Source organism: Pseudochrobactrum saccharolyticum (assembly GCF_008801715.1).
Classification (GTDB): domain Bacteria; phylum Pseudomonadota; class Alphaproteobacteria; order Rhizobiales; family Rhizobiaceae; genus Pseudochrobactrum; species Pseudochrobactrum saccharolyticum.
Map to the genome: position 1 here is coordinate 1,300,898 of NZ_VZPG01000001.1, position 17,115 is coordinate 1,318,012.

Annotated in this window: 19 protein-coding genes; 9 read left to right on the top strand and 10 right to left on the bottom strand. The window is 48.2% G+C overall.

Going from position 1 to position 17,115, the window contains the following annotated elements; all coding sequences use genetic code 11:
• Nucleotide 1 precedes the first annotated feature (1 nt).
• Nucleotides 2-604 carry an imidazoleglycerol-phosphate dehydratase HisB gene (gene hisB / locus F7P81_RS05775; protein ID WP_151158839.1) on the bottom strand — a complete coding sequence of 201 codons (603 nt, stop codon included), beginning with the start codon at nucleotides 602-604 and terminating at the stop codon, nucleotides 2-4.
• A 265-nt stretch (nucleotides 605-869) separates the two neighbouring features.
• Between hisB and hslV the strand changes: the two genes are divergently transcribed.
• The 4 genes from hslV (at nucleotide 870) to F7P81_RS05795 (ending at nucleotide 4,547) form a co-directional block, all read left to right on the top strand.
• Nucleotides 870-1,427, top strand: coding sequence for an ATP-dependent protease subunit HslV (gene hslV / locus F7P81_RS05780; RefSeq protein WP_022709154.1), 558 nt, complete (start codon nucleotides 870-872; stop codon nucleotides 1,425-1,427).
• 57 nt (nucleotides 1,428-1,484) lie between these two features.
• Nucleotides 1,485-2,084 (top strand): DUF2585 domain-containing protein, encoded by a 600-nt coding sequence (locus F7P81_RS05785; RefSeq protein WP_151158840.1) that lies wholly within the window; start codon nucleotides 1,485-1,487, stop codon nucleotides 2,082-2,084.
• 5 nt (nucleotides 2,085-2,089) lie between these two features.
• Nucleotides 2,090-3,397: an ATP-dependent protease ATPase subunit HslU gene (gene hslU / locus F7P81_RS05790; RefSeq protein WP_075653920.1), complete on the top strand. Its 1,308-nt coding sequence runs from the start codon at nucleotides 2,090-2,092 to the stop codon at nucleotides 3,395-3,397.
• Nucleotides 3,398-3,578: 181 nt separating this feature from the next.
• On the top strand, nucleotides 3,579-4,547 hold the full coding sequence (locus F7P81_RS05795; RefSeq protein ID WP_151158841.1) for a DUF1402 family protein: 969 nt from the start codon (nucleotides 3,579-3,581) through the stop codon (nucleotides 4,545-4,547).
• Between the two features lie 217 nt (nucleotides 4,548-4,764).
• On the opposite strand, the gene F7P81_RS05800 is transcribed toward F7P81_RS05795, so the two are convergent.
• The 4 genes from F7P81_RS05800 to F7P81_RS05815 form a co-directional block, all read right to left on the bottom strand.
• Nucleotides 4,765-5,142, bottom strand: coding sequence for a helix-turn-helix domain-containing protein (locus tag F7P81_RS05800; RefSeq protein WP_022709150.1), 378 nt, complete (start codon nucleotides 5,140-5,142; stop codon nucleotides 4,765-4,767).
• On the bottom strand, nucleotides 5,139-5,828 hold the full coding sequence (locus F7P81_RS05805; protein ID WP_151158842.1) for a Smr/MutS family protein: 690 nt from the start codon (nucleotides 5,826-5,828) through the stop codon (nucleotides 5,139-5,141). Before F7P81_RS05805 ends, F7P81_RS05800 begins: the two co-directional genes overlap by 4 nt.
• Nucleotides 5,829-5,886: 58 nt before the next feature.
• On the bottom strand, nucleotides 5,887-7,002 hold the full coding sequence (gene mltA / locus F7P81_RS05810; RefSeq protein WP_151158843.1) for a murein transglycosylase A: 1,116 nt from the start codon (nucleotides 7,000-7,002) through the stop codon (nucleotides 5,887-5,889).
• A 61-nt stretch (nucleotides 7,003-7,063) separates the two neighbouring features.
• Nucleotides 7,064-7,768, bottom strand: coding sequence for a Tim44/TimA family putative adaptor protein (locus tag F7P81_RS05815; RefSeq protein ID WP_022709147.1), 705 nt, complete (start codon nucleotides 7,766-7,768; stop codon nucleotides 7,064-7,066).
• A gap of 489 nt (nucleotides 7,769-8,257) precedes the next feature.
• Between F7P81_RS05815 and F7P81_RS05820 the strand changes: the two genes are divergently transcribed.
• Nucleotides 8,258-8,800, top strand: coding sequence for an FxsA family protein (locus F7P81_RS05820; RefSeq protein WP_022709145.1), 543 nt, complete (start codon nucleotides 8,258-8,260; stop codon nucleotides 8,798-8,800).
• A gap of 324 nt (nucleotides 8,801-9,124) precedes the next feature.
• Nucleotides 9,125-9,610, top strand: a complete 486-nt coding sequence (secB, locus tag F7P81_RS05825; RefSeq protein ID WP_022709144.1) for a protein-export chaperone SecB — start codon at nucleotides 9,125-9,127, stop codon at nucleotides 9,608-9,610.
• A 71-nt stretch (nucleotides 9,611-9,681) separates the two neighbouring features.
• On the opposite strand, the gene dnaQ is transcribed toward secB, so the two are convergent.
• From dnaQ to F7P81_RS05850, 5 genes are all read right to left on the bottom strand, one after another.
• Complete coding sequence (gene dnaQ, locus F7P81_RS05830) at nucleotides 9,682-10,383, bottom strand: DNA polymerase III subunit epsilon (RefSeq protein WP_151158844.1); 702 nt, start codon at nucleotides 10,381-10,383, stop codon at nucleotides 9,682-9,684.
• Nucleotides 10,384-10,402: 19 nt separating this feature from the next.
• Entirely contained in the window at nucleotides 10,403-10,993 is a 591-nt protein-coding gene (gene coaE, locus F7P81_RS05835) for a dephospho-CoA kinase (protein WP_151158845.1), read from the bottom strand.
• Between the two features lie 11 nt (nucleotides 10,994-11,004).
• A complete protein-coding gene (locus F7P81_RS05840; protein ID WP_151158846.1) occupies nucleotides 11,005-11,856 on the bottom strand; it encodes a shikimate dehydrogenase in 852 nt (283 codons plus the stop codon).
• Nucleotides 11,849-12,448, bottom strand: a complete 600-nt coding sequence (locus F7P81_RS05845; protein ID WP_022709833.1) for a Maf-like protein — start codon at nucleotides 12,446-12,448, stop codon at nucleotides 11,849-11,851. Before F7P81_RS05845 ends, F7P81_RS05840 begins: the two co-directional genes overlap by 8 nt.
• A 213-nt stretch (nucleotides 12,449-12,661) precedes the next feature.
• Nucleotides 12,662-13,585: a pyruvate, water dikinase regulatory protein gene (locus tag F7P81_RS05850; RefSeq protein WP_374828030.1), complete on the bottom strand. Its 924-nt coding sequence runs from the start codon at nucleotides 13,583-13,585 to the stop codon at nucleotides 12,662-12,664.
• Between the two features lie 330 nt (nucleotides 13,586-13,915).
• Between F7P81_RS05850 and hemE the strand changes: the two genes are divergently transcribed.
• The 3 genes from hemE to rho all read left to right on the top strand — a co-directional run bounded on the left by hemE (nucleotide 13,916) and on the right by rho (nucleotide 16,981).
• Nucleotides 13,916-14,941, top strand: coding sequence for a uroporphyrinogen decarboxylase (gene hemE, locus F7P81_RS05855; RefSeq protein WP_151158847.1), 1,026 nt, complete (start codon nucleotides 13,916-13,918; stop codon nucleotides 14,939-14,941).
• On the top strand, nucleotides 14,941-15,471 hold the full coding sequence (gene hemJ, locus F7P81_RS05860; RefSeq protein ID WP_022709830.1) for a protoporphyrinogen oxidase HemJ: 531 nt from the start codon (nucleotides 14,941-14,943) through the stop codon (nucleotides 15,469-15,471). Before hemE ends, hemJ begins: the two co-directional genes overlap by 1 nt.
• Nucleotides 15,472-15,715: 244 nt before the next feature.
• Nucleotides 15,716-16,981: a transcription termination factor Rho gene (gene rho / locus F7P81_RS05865; protein WP_022709829.1), complete on the top strand. Its 1,266-nt coding sequence runs from the start codon at nucleotides 15,716-15,718 to the stop codon at nucleotides 16,979-16,981.
• Nucleotides 16,982-17,115 lie beyond the last annotated feature (134 nt).

Genomic DNA, 17,115 nt, shown 5'->3' on the forward strand with positions numbered 1-17,115 from the left:
ATCAGCCTTTCAGCGTGCCTTTTGTCGAAGGAATGGCATCTTTCTGCCGTGGATCGGTTTCAATCGCCATACGCAATGCGCGCGCCACAGCTTTGAAACAAGTCTCGGCAATATGATGATTATTGATACCATAGCGCATATTCACATGCAGGGTAATGCCTGCATTCTGCGCCAGCGCCTGAAAGAATTCCCGCACCAGCTCCGTATCGAAAGTACCGATTTTCGGTGCATTGAAGGCCACATTCCAAACCAGAAACGGACGGCCGGATACATCGAGTGCCGCAGAGGTCAGTGTCTCGTCCATAGCGAGATCAATCGAGGCATAACGGACAATACCACGGCGCTCACCCAGAGCTTCCGCAATGGCCTTACCAATGGCAATGCCGGTATCTTCAACCGTATGATGGTCATCAATATGCGTATCACCCTTGGTGGTGATTTTCATATCAATCAGCGAATGTCGCGATAATTGCTCCAGCATATGATCGAAAAAGCCAACGCCGGTCGAAATATCGAAACGGCCCGTACCATCCAGGAAAACTTCAGCTTCAATGCTGGTTTCTTTGGTGCTGCGGCTGACTTTTGCTATACGCTGATTGCTCATATTGATAACCCGATCTTGTTCTTCTCCGGCCTTGTTCTAGAGCACATCCCGAAAAGTGTGAAGCGGTTTTCGGGTAAGATGTGCTTTAATTCTAACAAGCAGAGCATTTCCAAAAATTCTAATAATTACAAATGCTCTGTACAGTGGTTGAGTTTTGCCAAATGCTTTGATGAAACAGGCTGTATTATTGTCCGTTGTAATTTACGTATGAGATCATAAATACAGCAGATCGATTTGATGAAGACCAATCAGCGGAGTTGCGCAAATGATTGAACATAATCCGAATACAATTTACGGCACCACCATTGTCACCGTGCGCAAGGGCAATAAAGTGGTGATCGCCGGTGACGGACAGGTATCCCTCGGCCAGACCATTATGAAGGGCAATGCCCGCAAAGTGCGTCGTATCGGCAAAGGCGGCAGCGTGATTACCGGTTTTGCCGGTGCGACAGCTGATGCTTTCACCCTGCTGGAGCGGCTGGAAGCCAAGCTGGAACAATATCCCGATCAGCTGATGCGCGCATCCGTAGAGCTGGCTAAAGACTGGCGTACAGACCGCTATCTGCGCAAGCTGGAAGCCATGATGCTTGTTGCCGACAAGAATATCACGCTGGCCATTACCGGTCTCGGCGATGTTCTGGAGCCGGAAAACGGCGTGATGGCCATCGGTTCCGGTGGTAATTATGCGCTATCGGCAGCCCGTGCATTGATCGACACAGACATGGATGCGGAAACAATTGCCCGCAAAGCAATGACCATTGCAGCGGAAATCTGCGTTTACACAAACAGCAATTTCACTGTCGAAAGTCTTGATTGCGCGTAAGAACTTGCCAATTATGCGGTATCGTTATTTAGTTTTGTAAAACACTAAAGGTTTATCGTGACCGCATCATCACTTCCGCCTGCCGCGTCAAAGCCACATTGGCAGTGGGATAAAATCCTGCTCATCATTGCAATCACAGCAGCCATTCAGGCGGTTATTTTGTACATGATGGGGCGCGTTCCGGTCTGCGAATGCGGAACAATCCGTTTCTTCGTCAATGAAGTGAACAGCAATGAAAATTCCCAGCAATTCTTTGACTGGTACACGCTGTCTCACATCATTCACGGTTTTATTTTCTACGGATTGTTCTGGCTGATTGCACCAAAAGCACCGCTGCATGTGCGGTTGCTGCTGGCGCTCGGACTGGAAATCGGCTGGGAGCTGGTTGAGAATTCGAATTTCATTATTGAGCGCTACAGGGCCAATACATCCTCCGTGGATTATTTCGGCGACAGTATTCTCAATTCCGTATTCGATACGCTCTCCATGGTGCTGGGCTTTTTTCTCGCAGCCCGGCTTCCTATATGGGTGATTATCGTCACGGCAGTGTTTTTCGAAATTCTTGCCCTTATCGTTATTCGAGACAACCTTATTCTCAATGTTATCATGCTGCTGCATCCGGTTGACTTTATCCGGCAGTGGCAAAGCGGATCCTGATAAATATGACCACATTTTCTCCACGTGAAATCGTCTCTGAGCTTGATCGCTTCATTATCGGTCAGAAAGCTGCCAAGCGCGCTGTTGCTATTGCCCTGCGCAATCGCTGGCGCCGTCAGCAGCTGGAAGGCAATATGCGCGAAGAAGTGATGCCGAAAAATATTCTGATGATCGGACCAACCGGCGTCGGTAAAACGGAGATTTCACGCCGTCTTGCCAAGCTGGCCGGTGCGCCTTTCATCAAGGTTGAAGCAACAAAATTCACTGAAGTCGGCTATGTCGGCCGCGATGTGGAACAGATCATCCGTGATCTGGTGGAAATCGCCATTGGCCTCGTTCGCGAGAAAAAGCGCGAAGAGGTGAAAGCCAAAGCCCATATCAATGCGGAAGAACGCGTATTGGACGCACTAGTCGGCAAAACTGCCAGCCCTGCGACCCGTGACAGTTTCCGCAAGAAACTGCGTGAAGGCGATCTTGATGATAAAGAAATCGAGATTGAACTGGCAGATAACAGCTCCGGTATGCCCGGTTTTGAAATTCCGGGGATGCCAGGTGCCAATATCGGGATGATCAATTTAAGCGATATGCTGGGCAAAGCCATGGGCGGGCGGACAAAACCGCGCAAAACCACGGTTAAAGAATCCTATGCGTTGCTGATCAATGATGAATCCGACAAGCTGCTTGATCAGGATCAGGTGACACAGGAAGCACTGGAAGTCACCCAGAATGACGGTATCGTTTTCCTTGACGAGATCGACAAGATCGCATCCCGTGAAGGCGGTATGGGGGCAGGGGTTTCCCGCGAAGGCGTGCAGCGCGATCTATTGCCGCTTGTCGAAGGTACCACCGTTGCGACCAAATACGGGCCGGTTAAAACCGACCATATCCTGTTTATCGCTTCGGGCGCTTTCCATGTTTCCAAGCCATCAGATTTGCTGCCGGAATTACAGGGACGTCTGCCGATCCGTGTTGAACTGAATGCTCTGACACGCGAAGATTTCCGCTCGATTCTGACGGAAACCGAAGTCAGCCTGCTTAAACAATATGTGGCGCTGATGGCCACAGAAGAAGTGACGCTGGAAATTACAGACGATGCCATTGATGCGCTTGCGGATATTGCTGTTGATCTCAATTCAACCATTGAGAATATCGGTGCACGCCGTCTGCAAACGGTAATGGAAAAAGTATTGGATGATATTTCATTCAATGCGCCGGATAAAAGCGGCTCCACTTTCACCGTGGATGCAGCTTATGTGCGTAGCAGCATCGGTGATCTGGCCAAGAATATCGACCTGTCACGCTTCATCCTTTAATACGGATATAAGCCGACTATAAGCATTGTGTGACATTCACACATCATATGCAGTTAAGTTTTTGAAACCCTCTCGACTTGTGCGCGAGGGTTTCATATTTTCTGCGCGAAGTTAAAATGCCGTGCTTTCCTGAAATTCCCATTCAGCAGGACAAGCAAATGCGAACGGAGCAAAAATACCTATGAACCTCGGCAACAATTTTAAACGGATAGCAATTGCTGCCGGAACAGGTTTTTTTGCACTGACACTCGTCTCAAATGCCCAGGCTACAACTGTTGTGCCGGCCGGTAACCGCAATGCCGAACAGCCGACTATTCCCGGCGCTTCTGCCAATCGCACCAAAAAAATGCGCACGACTTATGAAGCCAAATATCAGAAAATCTACGGATTGCTGAAATCGGATCGTGGCTTGCGCACCAAAATCAAATCGGCGGCCGCAGCCTATAATATTGATCCCGTGCATATTGCCGGTGCGATTATCGGCGAGCACACCTATAATGTTGATGCCTATGACCAGCTGCAAACCTATTATGTCAAAGCTATTTCCTATGTGAAACAAGGCGTCAGCTTCAGCTATAAAGGTGAATCTGTCAGCGATTTCATCAAACGCCCTGAATTTGAGAAATGTGCCGGTCTGTCAGATAGTTATTCCCTCTGGACCTGCCGTGAAAATATCTGGGACAGCAAATTCCGCGGCAAAAAAGTTGACGGTAACGCCTATCCGAATAACCGCTTTGCTGCCGTATTTTTCCAACCTTTCTATGCAGGTCAGACCTTTGGTCTCGGTCAGATAAGTCCGCTGACGGCTTTGCAAATGTCAGATATGGTCAATCGCGTCTCCGGCCTGCCGAAGCTCAGTGCTGATGATGGTGCACAGGTTTATAAAACCATTATGGACCCTGATCTGAGCCTGCACTATATGGCGGCGACCATCAAACATTCCATTACCGCCTATAATAAATATGCCGATTTCGATATTTCGAAAAATCCGGGTATTACCGCAACCCTGTATAATACCGGCGGGGCAGACAGCCGCGCCCGCGCTCTGGCGGCTATCAATGCAGGCAAACAAAATAAACAGCTGCCGCAGGAAAATTACTATGGCTGGCTGGTCAATTCCAAAATCGATGATCTGAAATCATTATTTTAAATTGAGGTTTCAGAGTGCGTCGCGTTTAATTGTATCCGCTGCACGCGCTCTGTTACCTTGTTTTTCCGCATGTCGTTATCGGAAAACCGGTGTCCACTTTTCCGCGACATGCTCTAGAGCGTTTACGTCCAGATTAGATCACAGCGCTCGCTCTAGATTCTTTATTTGCTCGCATTATCACGGGCGTCAAGTTGATCCAACTTGACTGTGAAATGCTCTAACGTAGGCTGCGGTGTTTTTTATGAGCCAGCCGCAGCGTTGTGCTAAGGCTTTCAATCATATTCCTGTCCAGAATACGGATATGATTGGCCAAGAGATTAGCTAATTCTGTAGCCTCCGGTGACAAGCCAGAAGTGTCGATCGTTACACGCGGATGAGAGATCATTGCCAGATTTTGCAATTCCTCTGCCTCATCCCAGATAATATTGAAATAGCCGATAATTCTTTGCAGCAAATCCCATGTCGGCTGACCACGGCGCCCGTGCTCCAGTGCTGAAAGATAGGCGGCCGACACGCGGATAGCTGTCGCCATTTCCTTCTGGCTGACACCGCGTTCCTCACGCAATTTCCGTAAACGCTGACCAAATGGTGTCATGATAATGGCCGCTTTCCTGACGGGAAGGACTGGCGCTCTGCGAGCTTCTCAGCCGGTGTCTTGCGCAGCCTGACATAGAGCGCTCCTTGCCCGCCGTGATGGCGCACGGCATCCTCATAGGCGCTCACATAGAGGCGGAAGAGGGGCGTGGAGAACCAATGCGGCACAGCCTGTTTTAACACGCCGTCACTGCCCATAGATGTACCTTTACCGGTAATCACCAAGACAAAGCGTAGACCTCTGTGCCAGGCATCTGAGAGGAAACCATATAGCAGATCATGCGCTTCATGCTGGCGCATACCATGCAGATCAATCCGCGCCTGAATTTCAACGCGCCCCTTGGCAATCTTACGGATTGTCGGCCGGTCGATATCGTGAAGCGGATTGGTGACCACATCTTGTTTCTTACGGCTTTGCAGAGATGTTTCACCGGCTGCTTTGGCAACAGACGCTTTGACCGGCTCGGCCTCCACACGCTGCGGAATATTGATGCCATTCTCAATATCCCACAGATGCATATCCTCGATCACAAAGGCCTGTCGTGGCTTAACAGGACGCAAAGGACGGGTTGTGCGTGCAAATGTTTCCCAGAGAATACGATCCTCATTTTTGAGAAAGCCAGAATTCTGTTTTGATAAAACCTCAGCCGGATCGGGTTCCACTTTCGGATTTTTTGGTATTTTCATTATATTTTTATCCGAAATGCGCGTGGCAGGGCGCTTATTCTTTTTGTGTTTCATAATGCTAATCCGCCACAGTTTTTCTGGGAACCAGCATTATAAAATCAGCATCATGGCGTATTCCGCCGGCAAGCTCGCCAGCTGCATCGCCGGAACCGAAAAACAGATCGCCGCGGGCAGGGCCAAGAATGGCTGATCCGGTATCCTGAGCAATCATCAAATGACGAAAAACCTCGCCATTTTCTAAATTCTTATGTGTGTTTATGAAAAACGGCGTGCCAAAGCAATGATATTTACGATCCACCGCCAGCGATCTTTGTGCAGACAGAGGTACTTTGGCAGCCGCCACCGGCCCTGACAAAGGATCATCCACCGGAGCTTCACGGAAGAAAATATAAGACCGGTTATGCCACAGAATTTCATCAATACGGGCAGGGCGCTCTGCCAGCCATTGCCGGATCGACTGCATAGTGACCTTTGCAGGTTCCAGCTCGCCTTTATCAATCAGAACCCGTCCTGCACCGGTAAAGCCATGGCCTGACTTAGCCGCATAGGTCAGGCGCATCTGCGTGCCATCGTCAAAATTCAGACGCACAGCGCCTTGTACATGAGCGAAATAAACATCCACTCTATTGTCTACATAGGCAATTTCCAGCCCCTGATCTGCCAGCGCACCCTGATCAATTGCTTGCCGGTCAAAATATTCTGTCACCTGCCCATTATGATAACGGCCAAAAACCATATCTTCGGGCAAATTTTTCGGACGGTTATCCGCATCCAGCTTGATGAGATCTGGCGGCTTTCGATAAAACGGCACTGAATATTGTGCAGTTTTTACACGGGAAGCAGCAATTTCCGGTTCGTAAAAACCGGTTACAAAACCGGTTTTCCGGTCATGGGGAATGATTTTAACGGGATAAAAGCAGCGCTCAAAGAATGCACGCGTTGTCTGCCGGTCAATTTGTTGTCCCGCCGCCAATGAACGGGCTTGCGCAAAAACAGGCACAAGGTCTTCAAATTGCGGGCCGAGACTGCCGCTCTTGTAAAGATGTGTTTCGGCATAGATGGCGGATTTCAAAAAAGCATAAAAGGCTGCCGCGTGATCATCTTCTGCCCAGCCCGCACAATCTTTGAAATTGAGAAGCTCAGTGGAGCAGTGCGCAGCAGACAGATCTGACATAACACTGCTCCTCAAATATTTTTAAGCTCGACAATTACCGATGCTGACCCAGTAACAGAGATTAATCTTCCGCTTCGGTTGCCACCAGTTTCCAGTTCGGATCGCGGTTTGCAGTGTTACGGGCAAAAGTCCAGACATCGCGGATTTCCGCAACTGTTTCCAGATCGCCGTCGATAATATTGCCTTGCTTGTCCTGTGTCGCAGAGATCATCTCGCTGACAATACGCACTGTAACCTGTGCATCTTTGCCTTTCATATCAGCCGCAATGATTTTTGCCTGATTGATACCAACAAAGGTGGAATTCACTTTTTCACCACGGGTTTCGCGCTCTTTAATCGCAGCATCAAAACCTTCGTAAACATCTTTGGAAAGCAGGTTTTTCAAAGTTTTACGATCGCCATCGGCAAAGGACAGCACAATCATCTCATAGGCCATTTTGGCACCGTTGAGGAATTCTTTCGGATCAAAACCGGCATCCTGTGCGCGAATATTGCGCAGGCCGTTGTTCAGCTCCGAGCCTTCCGGTGCCATTGCATCAATTGTTGTAAAATCTTTTGCCTGATTTTCAATTGTCTGGCGTTGCGGCAGCGAAACAACATTGTCTTTCTGCTGCGACAGAGCGGCAGTATCATCCTGACGCGTTGTATAAGGATCAAAAGGCGGCCGCTCATTGCCTGTGCGTTTGCCCAATACACTGCGCAGTTGCAGGAAAATAATCACTGCAACAATGAAGAAAAAGAATGTGCCAAAACTGAAAAAATTCATACCGCTCGCCAATTATCTCCGCAGTGATCTGCCGGAACTCACAATGAACTTCTAGAGCATTTCCAGTTTAAATTGAATCATTATAAATGCTCTAGTCTTTTGTTTTTATGCGTATCTTGTTCCGAAAACCGGTTCCCACTTTTCGGGATGCACTCTAGCTATTCAGTTTCAGGTTTTGCCTGTACTGAAGAATTATACAATATCTTTTTTACAGAACATATTCTGAATATGCTGTACCAGACCGGATATTGTATAATTCTTCAGTACGGGCAATCTCCCAGATGTGCTGCAACCAGTTATTAAGACGGCTCAAAGATACCATAAAAACGCTATGTTTTGAAAAAATATATAGTTCACCGCATTCCGGCATTCAAATGCCAAACCGGAATTCTTATCTGTATATCCTGTTTAAAATCATAATCCGGCATATTTACGGTAAAATCCGTCCGTGCCGCTCCACTATCAAGAGGTTCATCACCCGTGACAAAAATGCTTGGTCCGATCAGCCTGCTGCTGTTTTTAGCCCTGCCATTTATAGAGATCGCCGGTTTTGTCATTGTCGGTTCGGAAATCGGTGTGCTGGCAACACTTGGTCTGATTATCCTCAGTGCGGTTCTGGGTTTTGCATTATTGCGTCGTCAGGGTCTGAGCCTGCTTAACCAGATGAAAGCAGAAACCGCCGCAGGACGTGCACCGCAACGTGAAATCATTCACGGAACCTTGCTGATTTTTGCCGGTATTTTGCTGATTATTCCGGGATTTCTGACCGATATTATCGGGCTTTTGCTGTTTATCCCGTTTGTCCGCGACCTGATCTGGAACCGTTTTTTACGTAACCGTGTTGTGATGGCGACTGATTTTCAGGCAGGCAGCGCCAGCTATCAGCATTACGGACAAAGACATACGCCACAGGATGACGATATTATTGATCTCGACCCTGAGGATTATTCCAGTTCATCGGATGAGGACAAAAAGAGTAAGAACTCTCCCTGGGGCACAGATCCGAAAGAGATTGAAGACAACAGAAAATGAATAAGCGGCGTGAAAACCGCAGAACAGCATAATTTATTGCCGGTACTGCGTTTTTACGCCTGTCTTTTTAGTATTATCAAATAATGCGCCGCGTTATTGCCTGTAAAAGGTACATATGCTAGCCAAAAGACACATGTTTCGGATTGCTTTTGCAACAGCCATTGTTTTCTGAAATCAGGGGTTCAATTTTATGGTTCAATTGCTTCTTGCGAAGTTTGTTTTACAATAAAATTGTATAAGCTTTCAAAGTGTTACAGCACAAATCATGTGTTGTCATACTGTTCGACGGTCTGTCGATCATCGTTAACAAAAAGGTATATGATAATGGCAGAGACGCCAAACGAAGCACAGAACGGTAACGGTAGTGCACAGCCATCCCTCAACATTCTGGCTCAGTATATCAAGGATTTTTCCTTTGAAAGCCCGAATGCACCGCTTTCCCTGCGTCCGCGTGAAAATGCGCCAAACATCAGCATCAATGTTAATGTGAACGCAAATCCGATCGCTGAAGGTGATTTTGACGTTGTTCTGACCCTGACCGCACAGGCCGGTGAAGGCAAAGAAGTTCTGTTCAGCACAGAGCTGGTTTATGGCGGCGTTTTCCGCATTCAGAACATTCCACAGGAACATATGCTGCCGATCCTGTTCATCGAATGCCCGCGTCTGCTGTTCCCGTTTGCCCGTCAGATCATTGCTGATGCAACACGCAATGGTGGCTTCCCGCCGCTGATGATCGACCCGATCGATTTCGCCACCATGTTCCAGCAGCGTATGGCTGAAGAACAGGCAAAAGCTCAGGTTAAAAACTAAGCTTTCTGAAGATTTTACAAAAAAGCCGCTGCGTCTCAGACACAGCGGCTTTTTTATTTTCTAAGCAATAATCAGTTCAGATATTTTTTCCAGATTGCCTTATCACCCATTTTATCAATGAGCTTCTGATGCGCAGCAAGGTCATCAGCAGTCAGGCGTGAGGGCAGGGGCTGAGGACGCGCTTTCAGAACAATCTCTGCAATAGGTTCATTGCCGTTCTTGTCTTCATTGGCAGATTGTACGCTTAGACCCAAAGATGTCTGGCGGCCGCCGAGCAGCTCAATATAAACTTCTGCCAACAATTCCGTATCAAGCAATGCACCGTGCAATTTACGATGCGCATTATCGACGCCATAACGCTTACACAGTGCATCCAGCGTGTTTGGCCCCATCGGATGCTTGCGACGCGCCAAAGCCAGCGTATCGATCACCACGTCAGTAGAAATCGGTGTCCGGTCAATCCGCTCCAGTTCGGCATTCAGAAAGCCGATATCGAACATCGCATTATGCGCGACCAGCTTAGCGCCTTCGATAAAGGTCAGAAACTCGTCCGCAATTTCAGGAAAGGTCGGCTTATCCAGCAGGCTTTCATCGGTAATACCATGAACAGCCAATGCGTCCGGATGAACCTTTTTGCCCTGCGGATTGATATAGATATGAAATGTTTTGCCGGTGATGAATTTATTCACCATCTCGATACAGCCGATTTCAATCACCCGGTCTTCATTTTTTTCAAGGCCGGTGGTTTCCGTATCGAAAACAATCTCGCGCATAGTTCGTCCTGTAAATTGCTTATGCAGCTGTGTTTAACAGCTTTTCTAAAATCTCTGAAACTTGCTGACGGGCAAATTCTTTGTCCTGCCCCGTATCAACAATAAAATCGGCTTTTGCGCGTTTTTCAGCATCCGGCATCTGACGTGCCAGAATAGACTGAAATTTCTCTTCCGTCATATTCTCACGGGAAAGCACCCGTTCCCGTTGCATTTCATAAGGTGCACTGACCACAAGAATTTTATCCACACGACCTGTTCCCCCGGTTTCAAACAGCAGCGGAATATCCAGAACCACAAGTTTGGCACCTTTGACCTCAGCATCGCGCAAAAACTGCTGTTCTTTAGCATGGACGAGCGGATGAACAATATTCTCAAGCTTTTTAAGCTCATCCGGCTTGCCCAGAACACTGGCCGACAGGATTTTACGATCAACTTGCCCGCCAATAACAGCTTCAGGAAAGGCTTCCGCAATCAGCGGCACGGCTTCAGACTGATAAAGCTGATGGACGACCGCATCGGCATCATAAACCGGCACACCTCTATCCGCAAAAATCTGTGCGGTTGTGGATTTCCCCATGCCGATTGAGCCTGTCAGTCCAAGCTTTATCATAAGTCTGCCTATCAAGATTTTTGAACATCATTCAATATGATCTGACGCAGTTCATCTGTCACCTCAGGACGCACGCCGAACCAGTGTTCAAAGCCCGGCACTGCCTGATGCAGCAACATGCCAAGACCATCAACACAACGCAAACCGGCCTGACGCGCCTGAGCCAAAAACGGTGTTTCCAAAGGAATATAGACAATATCCGTTGCAACCGCACCGGTTTTGGCTTCAGAGAAATCAAGCGGAAAAGCTTCTACCTCGCCGTGACCGCTCATACCCAGTGAGGTTGTATTCACAATCACATCGGCTGAACGCACAAAGCCCTGTGCCTGATCCCAGCCTGCGGCTAAGATTTTTGAACCAAAATGATCGGCCAGAGCCTGCGCCCGCTCCACAGTGCGGTTCACTACAATAATTTTCTCAAAACCACGGTTCAGCAAAGCATAAAGCACTGCGCGGCTGGCACCGCCTGCGCCCAGAACCAAAGCCGTTTTGCCGCCTTTGTCCCAATCCGGCAATTGCGCATCGAGATTTGCGGCAAAACCATAGGCGTCCGTATTGCCGCCATTGAGCTTGAATTCCGCATCTATCCACAGGGTATTCACAGCCCCGATGGCCTCCGCTGCCGCATCACGTTTTTCACATAATGCAAAGGCAGTTTCCTTATGCGGAATGGTCACATTCCCGCCGCTTAAGCCTTGTTCTGCAAGGGTTTTAGCAAAGTACGGAAAGTTGTCAGGACTGTTTTCAATTGCCTTGTAAGAACCGCTTAAACCGTAGCGTTGCAGCCAGTAATTATGAATTAAAGGCGAGCGCGAATGTTTAATCGGAAAGCCGGTTACAAAGGCCTGTTTCATCTCAGCCATCAATAATTCCTCTGGCACGCAATTCTTTCAGCAAAGGCAGTAATGGCAGGCCGACAATGGTGAAATAATCACCGTCTATTTTGTCGAAAAGCTGAATGCCTTCACCCTCAACCTGATAAGCACCGACACTGGAAAGCGCAATATCGCCGACCCGCGCCAGATGACGGCCAATAAAGCCCGGCTCCAGATGACGCATTGTCATATTGGCAACTGAAACATGACGCCATACGGTCTGGCCGTTTTGCACCAGCACCACCGCGCTGTTCAGCTGATGGGTTTTACCGGACAAAGCCAGCAAATGACGGCGCGCACCGTCCATATCCGCAGGCTTGTGAAAAATTTCATTGCCGAGTGATAATGTCTGATCGCAGCCGATAATCAGTGCATGCGGAAAACGTTCACTCACTTCTTCCGCTTTGGTTTCTGCAAGGATCAGCGCCACGTCTTCCGGCGTTGCACCGGTTTCATAAAGCGGTGCCTCCACCGCGCGCTCATCAATATTGGCTTTCTGCGATGTAAACTGAATGCCCGCATTTTTTAAAAGTGCTGCACGAAAAGGGCTTTGAGAAGCAAGAATCAAAGGCAGTGCCATATTGAAAACTCCGTTCAAATATCAAAAAACTCACTGCCATATACGCAGCACAAAATACTTCTCTGAAGAATATCAGATATTTCACTACACTACAGCATAATTCATTAAACTGGAATCATTTTAGGTAAAATTATGCTGTAAATATAATGAGTTAGAGCAACCTTTGTGCGCCCAAGAGGGCGCACGGCGCTCTAAACAGTGAAAAAATACCTATCAATCATCCGTTCTGACGCGCGGGCGCAGAGCCAGAATAGCTGCGGCTGTCTCTTCAATAGAACGACGCGTCACATCAATCACCGGCCAGTTGTTGCGCTCACAAATATTGCGCGCATAGGCCAGTTCCTGCGCAATATTGATACGATCCGTATAGCTCTCCGTATCCAGCCCCGGAGATGTGCCGAGCAAACGGTTCTGACGGATGTGAGAAATACGCTCGGCGCTGGCAATCAGCCCGACAACAAGCGGCTTTTTCACATGAAGCAGCGCTTCCGGCAGCGGTATGCCTAAAACCAACGGAATATTAGCCGTTTTGATCCCGCGATTGGCCAGATAAATACTGGTCGGTGTTTTGGATGTGCGGGAAATACCGATCAGAATAATATCGGCTTCTTCCAGATCCGGCGGCAATTGCCCGTCATCATGTTCCATCGTGAAATTCAGCGCATCAATCCGGCGGAAATAATCGGCATCCAGCACATGCTGCGCACTGGCACGGCGATGGGCAGGCGCACCGAGATAGGATTGAAAAGTTGCCAGCACCGGTTCCAGCACCGAGACGCTTGGAATACCCATCTGCGAACAGGCTTCATCAATTTTCAAAGCCAGTTTCTGATCCACCACGGTGTAGAGAACAATGCCCGGTTCGGCATCAATATTCTCCAGAATTTTAGCCAGCTGTTTCTCGGTGCGGATCAGCGGATACATGTGCTCAATCGCCCGCGCATGACTGTATTGAGCCGCCGCCGCACGGCCTGCTGCAAGGAGAGTCTCTCCTGTTGCATCTGAAATCAGATGAAGATGAAAGTAAGAAAGAGTCTTTGTCACAGATTTCTCACATCCCTGTTGATGGCTGTGTGTAAAAAGTACCGGCTCAGAGACGTTTTTCTTTGCCTGTTGATTTAAACAGGATTCATCCACAGCGCGCCGGACTGTATATTCGTGACAATAAACACTGTGGGTAACAGGAGCAATTCAAAGTTGCACGGAATTCATTCAATGGTTTTCCACAGGATGGGTTTAGTGGTATTTCCAATAAGTATTGGTTTTTATTGATAAATTTTTAGTCGCATTGCTTTTTCCCGTTTGATGGGCAATTTATCCACATCAGCCGGTTTTCATGATCGTCCTGTGGGAAAACTCAGGGAAACATTTAATCCCCGTTATCAACAGACTCTAAGAATCATAAGAATCCAAAAATCATCACTTTCTTTATGGGATAACCGGGGAAAACCGGTGTGGGTAAATCGCATGACACGTAAAGTTCTGAACGTTCTCAAAGGTGAAACCGTCTTTCCACCACCAATCTGGATGATGAGACAAGCAGGACGTTATCTGCCGGAATATCGCCAGACACGGCAGCAGGCAGGAAGCTTTCTTGATCTGTGCTATAATCCTGAACTGGCAACGGAAGTGACACTTCAGCCTATCCGCCGTTATGGCTTTGATGCAGCCATTCTCTTTTCAGATATTCTTGTCATCCCCCATGTTCTTGGACGTGACCTTCGCTTTGAAGAAGGAAGGGGACCTTTAATGACACCTGTGACAGTTGATGAAATCAAAGATCTCGACATTACAGGTAAAGCAGCCAAATTAAGCGCTGTTTATGAAACCGTCAGCCGTTTGCGCGAGCAATTGCCGAATGAAACCACGCTGCTCGGATTTTGCGGTGCTCCGTGGACTGTTGCCACCTATATGATTGCCGGCCACGGCACGCCGGATCAGGCACCGGCACGTCTGTTTGCCTATCAGCACCGCGATGTTTTCATCAAGCTGCTGACTGATCTTGCAGATATTTCTGCGGAATATCTGATTGAGCAGCTTAATTGCGGTGCCGATGCGGTTCAGATCTTCGATTCATGGTCCGGCGTACTGGACGAAGATTGCTTTGAAGATTTCTGCATCAAGCCGGTTGCCCGCATTGTTAAAAAAGTCCGCGAAACCCATCCTGATGCTGTGATTATCGGTTTTCCGAAAGGGGCAGGGATGCTCTATCGGGATTACCGCGCCAAAACCGGCGTAAATGCTCTTGGGCTGGACTGGTCTGTTCCTTTGACCTTCGCACAAGAACTACAGCAGCAAGGCGCTGTACAGGGCAATCTGGACCCGTTGCGTGTGGTTGCCGGTGGCAAAGCTCTGGATGAAGGCATTGATGTTATTCTTGAGAAGCTGGGGCAGGGACCGCTGATCTTTAATCTTGGTCACGGCATCACACCGCAGGCACCGCTCGAAAATGTCGCTCAAATGGTCAACCGTATCCGTCAGGCAGGTGCATAATGGATAAATCCGGCACAAATACAGGCAATCCTGCTGTGAGAGCAGTGGTTGCTGTCGCTATAACTGCCATTGCTGCCTATGCGCTGTTTTTTGCAGCGACAGATGCAGCCTATCTCTGGATCAAAGCATTTCATATTATTGCTGTGATCGCATGGATGGCGGGCATGTTATATCTGCCGCGGCTTTTTGTGTATCACAGTCAGGAAAAGACCGGATCTGAAGCCTCCGAAACTTTTAAAATCATGGAACGCCGGTTGCTGCGCTATATCATCAATCCGGCGATGATTGTGACCTGGGTTTTGGGCCTGTGGCTGGCGTGGAAAATCTTTGAATTCCGCGGCGGCTGGCTGCATGGCAAGATTTTGCTGGTTGTTTTGCTGTCCGGCCTGCACGGCTATCTTTCCAAAAGCGTGCGGATGTTTGCTCAGGATAAAAATACCAAATCAACCAAGCATTGGCGCATTGTGAATGAAATTCCGACAGTTCTGATGATTTTGATCGTCATTCTGGTTGTCGTAAAGCCGTTCTGATCCCTATATAAGAATAAGAAATTACGCTTTGAGCGTTGTTCAGAGCGTAATTTCATCTTCTGAGACGATTTTATAGAGCTGCAAAGCAGCTTGGCTCTTGCTCAAATCACCGGAACCGGTTAAGGAAAGACACCTTCCTTCAAGAATAGCAGGTTTCCGATGCCGGTCATGCCCCTCATGACCATTATGAGCGCTCAACTGCATTTTTCTTTTTTCAATCTTTTATAATATGAGTTCCGCACCCATGCAGGAAATGAAACTACAAGATCTTAAGAACAAGACACCTGTCGATTTGCTCGCTCTCGCTGAAGAGCTGCAGGTTGAAAACGCCAGTGTTATGCGTAAACAAGAACTGATGTTCGCTATTCTGAAGAGCCTTGCCTCTCAGGAAGTCGAAATCATCGGTGAAGGTGTCGTCGAATTATTGCCGGATGGCTTTGGCTTTTTGCGTTCGGCAAATGCCAATTATCTGCCAGGTCCGGATGATATTTACATTTCTCCTTCGCAGATCCGCCGTTTTTCGCTGAAAACCGGTGATACAGTTGAAGGGCCGATCCGCAGCCCGAAAGAAGGCGAACGCTATTTCGCACTTCTCAAAGTGAATACGATCAATTTTGAGGATCCGGAAAAGATTCGTCATAAAATCCATTTTGATAATCTGACACCGCTCTATCCGAATGAGCGTTTCAAAATGGAACTGGATGTTCCGACCAATAAAGACAATTCAGCCCGTGTGATCGATCTGGTTGCACCGCTTGGTAAAGGCCAGCGTGGTCTGATCGTGGCGCCGCCACGTACCGGTAAAACGGTTCTGCTGCAGAATATTGCGCATTCGATTACCGCCAATCATCCGGAATGCTATCTGATCGTCTTGCTGATTGACGAACGTCCTGAAGAAGTGACCGATATGCAGCGCTCGGTAAAGGGCGAAGTTGTATCTTCGACCTTTGATGAGCCGGCATCCCGTCACGTTCAGGTTGCCGAAATGGTGATTGAAAAGGCAAAACGCCTTGTTGAGCATGGCCGTGATGTGGTCATTCTGCTTGACTCGATCACCCGTCTCGGCCGCGCTTATAACACCGTAATTCCTTCATCCGGTAAGGTTTTGACCGGTGGTGTGGATGCGAATGCGTTGCAGCGTCCGAAACGCTTCTTCGGTGCCGCCCGTAATATCGAAGAAGGCGGCTCGCTGACTATTATCGCAACCGCGTTGATCGATACCGGTTCGCGTATGGATGAAGTTATCTTTGAAGAATTCAAGGGTACCGGTAACTCGGAAATCGTGCTTGACCGCAAAGTTGCTGATAAGCGCATCTTCCCTGCGATGGATATTCTCAAGTCCGGTACACGTAAGGAAGATCTGCTGGTACCGCGTCAGGATCTGCAGAAAATATTTGTTCTGCGTCGTATTCTTTCGCCAATGGGCACAACCGATGCGATTGAATTCCTGATCGATAAGCTGAAACAGACAAAGAATAATGCTGAATTCTTCGATTCAATGAATACGTAATTTGTTTCACTATGCAGATATTAAAAACGCCGCCTCAAAAGGGCGGCGTTTTTGTTTAGAGCATTTCACAGTCAAGTTGGATCAACTTGACGGCTGTGATAATGCGACCAAATAAAGAATCTAGAGCATGCGCT

Excerpts from the sequence above, each read along its gene's own strand:
- hisB (WP_151158839.1), bottom strand. The coding sequence starts at position 604 with ATGAGCAATCAGCGTATAGCAAAAGTCAGCCGCAGCACCAAAGAAACC.
- hslV (WP_022709154.1), top strand. The coding sequence starts at position 870 with ATGATTGAACATAATCCGAATACAATTTACGGCACCACCATTGTCACC.
- hslU (WP_075653920.1), top strand. The coding sequence starts at position 2,090 with ATGACCACATTTTCTCCACGTGAAATCGTCTCTGAGCTTGATCGCTTC.
- F7P81_RS05795 (WP_151158841.1), top strand. The coding sequence starts at position 3,579 with ATGAACCTCGGCAACAATTTTAAACGGATAGCAATTGCTGCCGGAACA.
- F7P81_RS05800 (WP_022709150.1), bottom strand. The coding sequence starts at position 5,142 with ATGACACCATTTGGTCAGCGTTTACGGAAATTGCGTGAGGAACGCGGT.
- F7P81_RS05805 (WP_151158842.1), bottom strand. The coding sequence starts at position 5,828 with ATGAAAATACCAAAAAATCCGAAAGTGGAACCCGATCCGGCTGAGGTT.
- mltA (WP_151158843.1), bottom strand. The coding sequence starts at position 7,002 with ATGTCAGATCTGTCTGCTGCGCACTGCTCCACTGAGCTTCTCAATTTC.
- F7P81_RS05815 (WP_022709147.1), bottom strand. The coding sequence starts at position 7,768 with ATGAATTTTTTCAGTTTTGGCACATTCTTTTTCTTCATTGTTGCAGTG.
- F7P81_RS05820 (WP_022709145.1), top strand. The coding sequence starts at position 8,258 with ATGCTTGGTCCGATCAGCCTGCTGCTGTTTTTAGCCCTGCCATTTATA.
- secB (WP_022709144.1), top strand. The coding sequence starts at position 9,125 with ATGGCAGAGACGCCAAACGAAGCACAGAACGGTAACGGTAGTGCACAG.
- dnaQ (WP_151158844.1), bottom strand. The coding sequence starts at position 10,383 with ATGCGCGAGATTGTTTTCGATACGGAAACCACCGGCCTTGAAAAAAAT.
- coaE (WP_151158845.1), bottom strand. The coding sequence starts at position 10,993 with ATGATAAAGCTTGGACTGACAGGCTCAATCGGCATGGGGAAATCCACA.
- F7P81_RS05840 (WP_151158846.1), bottom strand. The coding sequence starts at position 11,856 with ATGGCTGAGATGAAACAGGCCTTTGTAACCGGCTTTCCGATTAAACAT.
- F7P81_RS05845 (WP_022709833.1), bottom strand. The coding sequence starts at position 12,448 with ATGGCACTGCCTTTGATTCTTGCTTCTCAAAGCCCTTTTCGTGCAGCA.
- hemE (WP_151158847.1), top strand. The coding sequence starts at position 13,916 with ATGACACGTAAAGTTCTGAACGTTCTCAAAGGTGAAACCGTCTTTCCA.
- hemJ (WP_022709830.1), top strand. The coding sequence starts at position 14,941 with ATGGATAAATCCGGCACAAATACAGGCAATCCTGCTGTGAGAGCAGTG.
- rho (WP_022709829.1), top strand. The coding sequence starts at position 15,716 with ATGCAGGAAATGAAACTACAAGATCTTAAGAACAAGACACCTGTCGAT.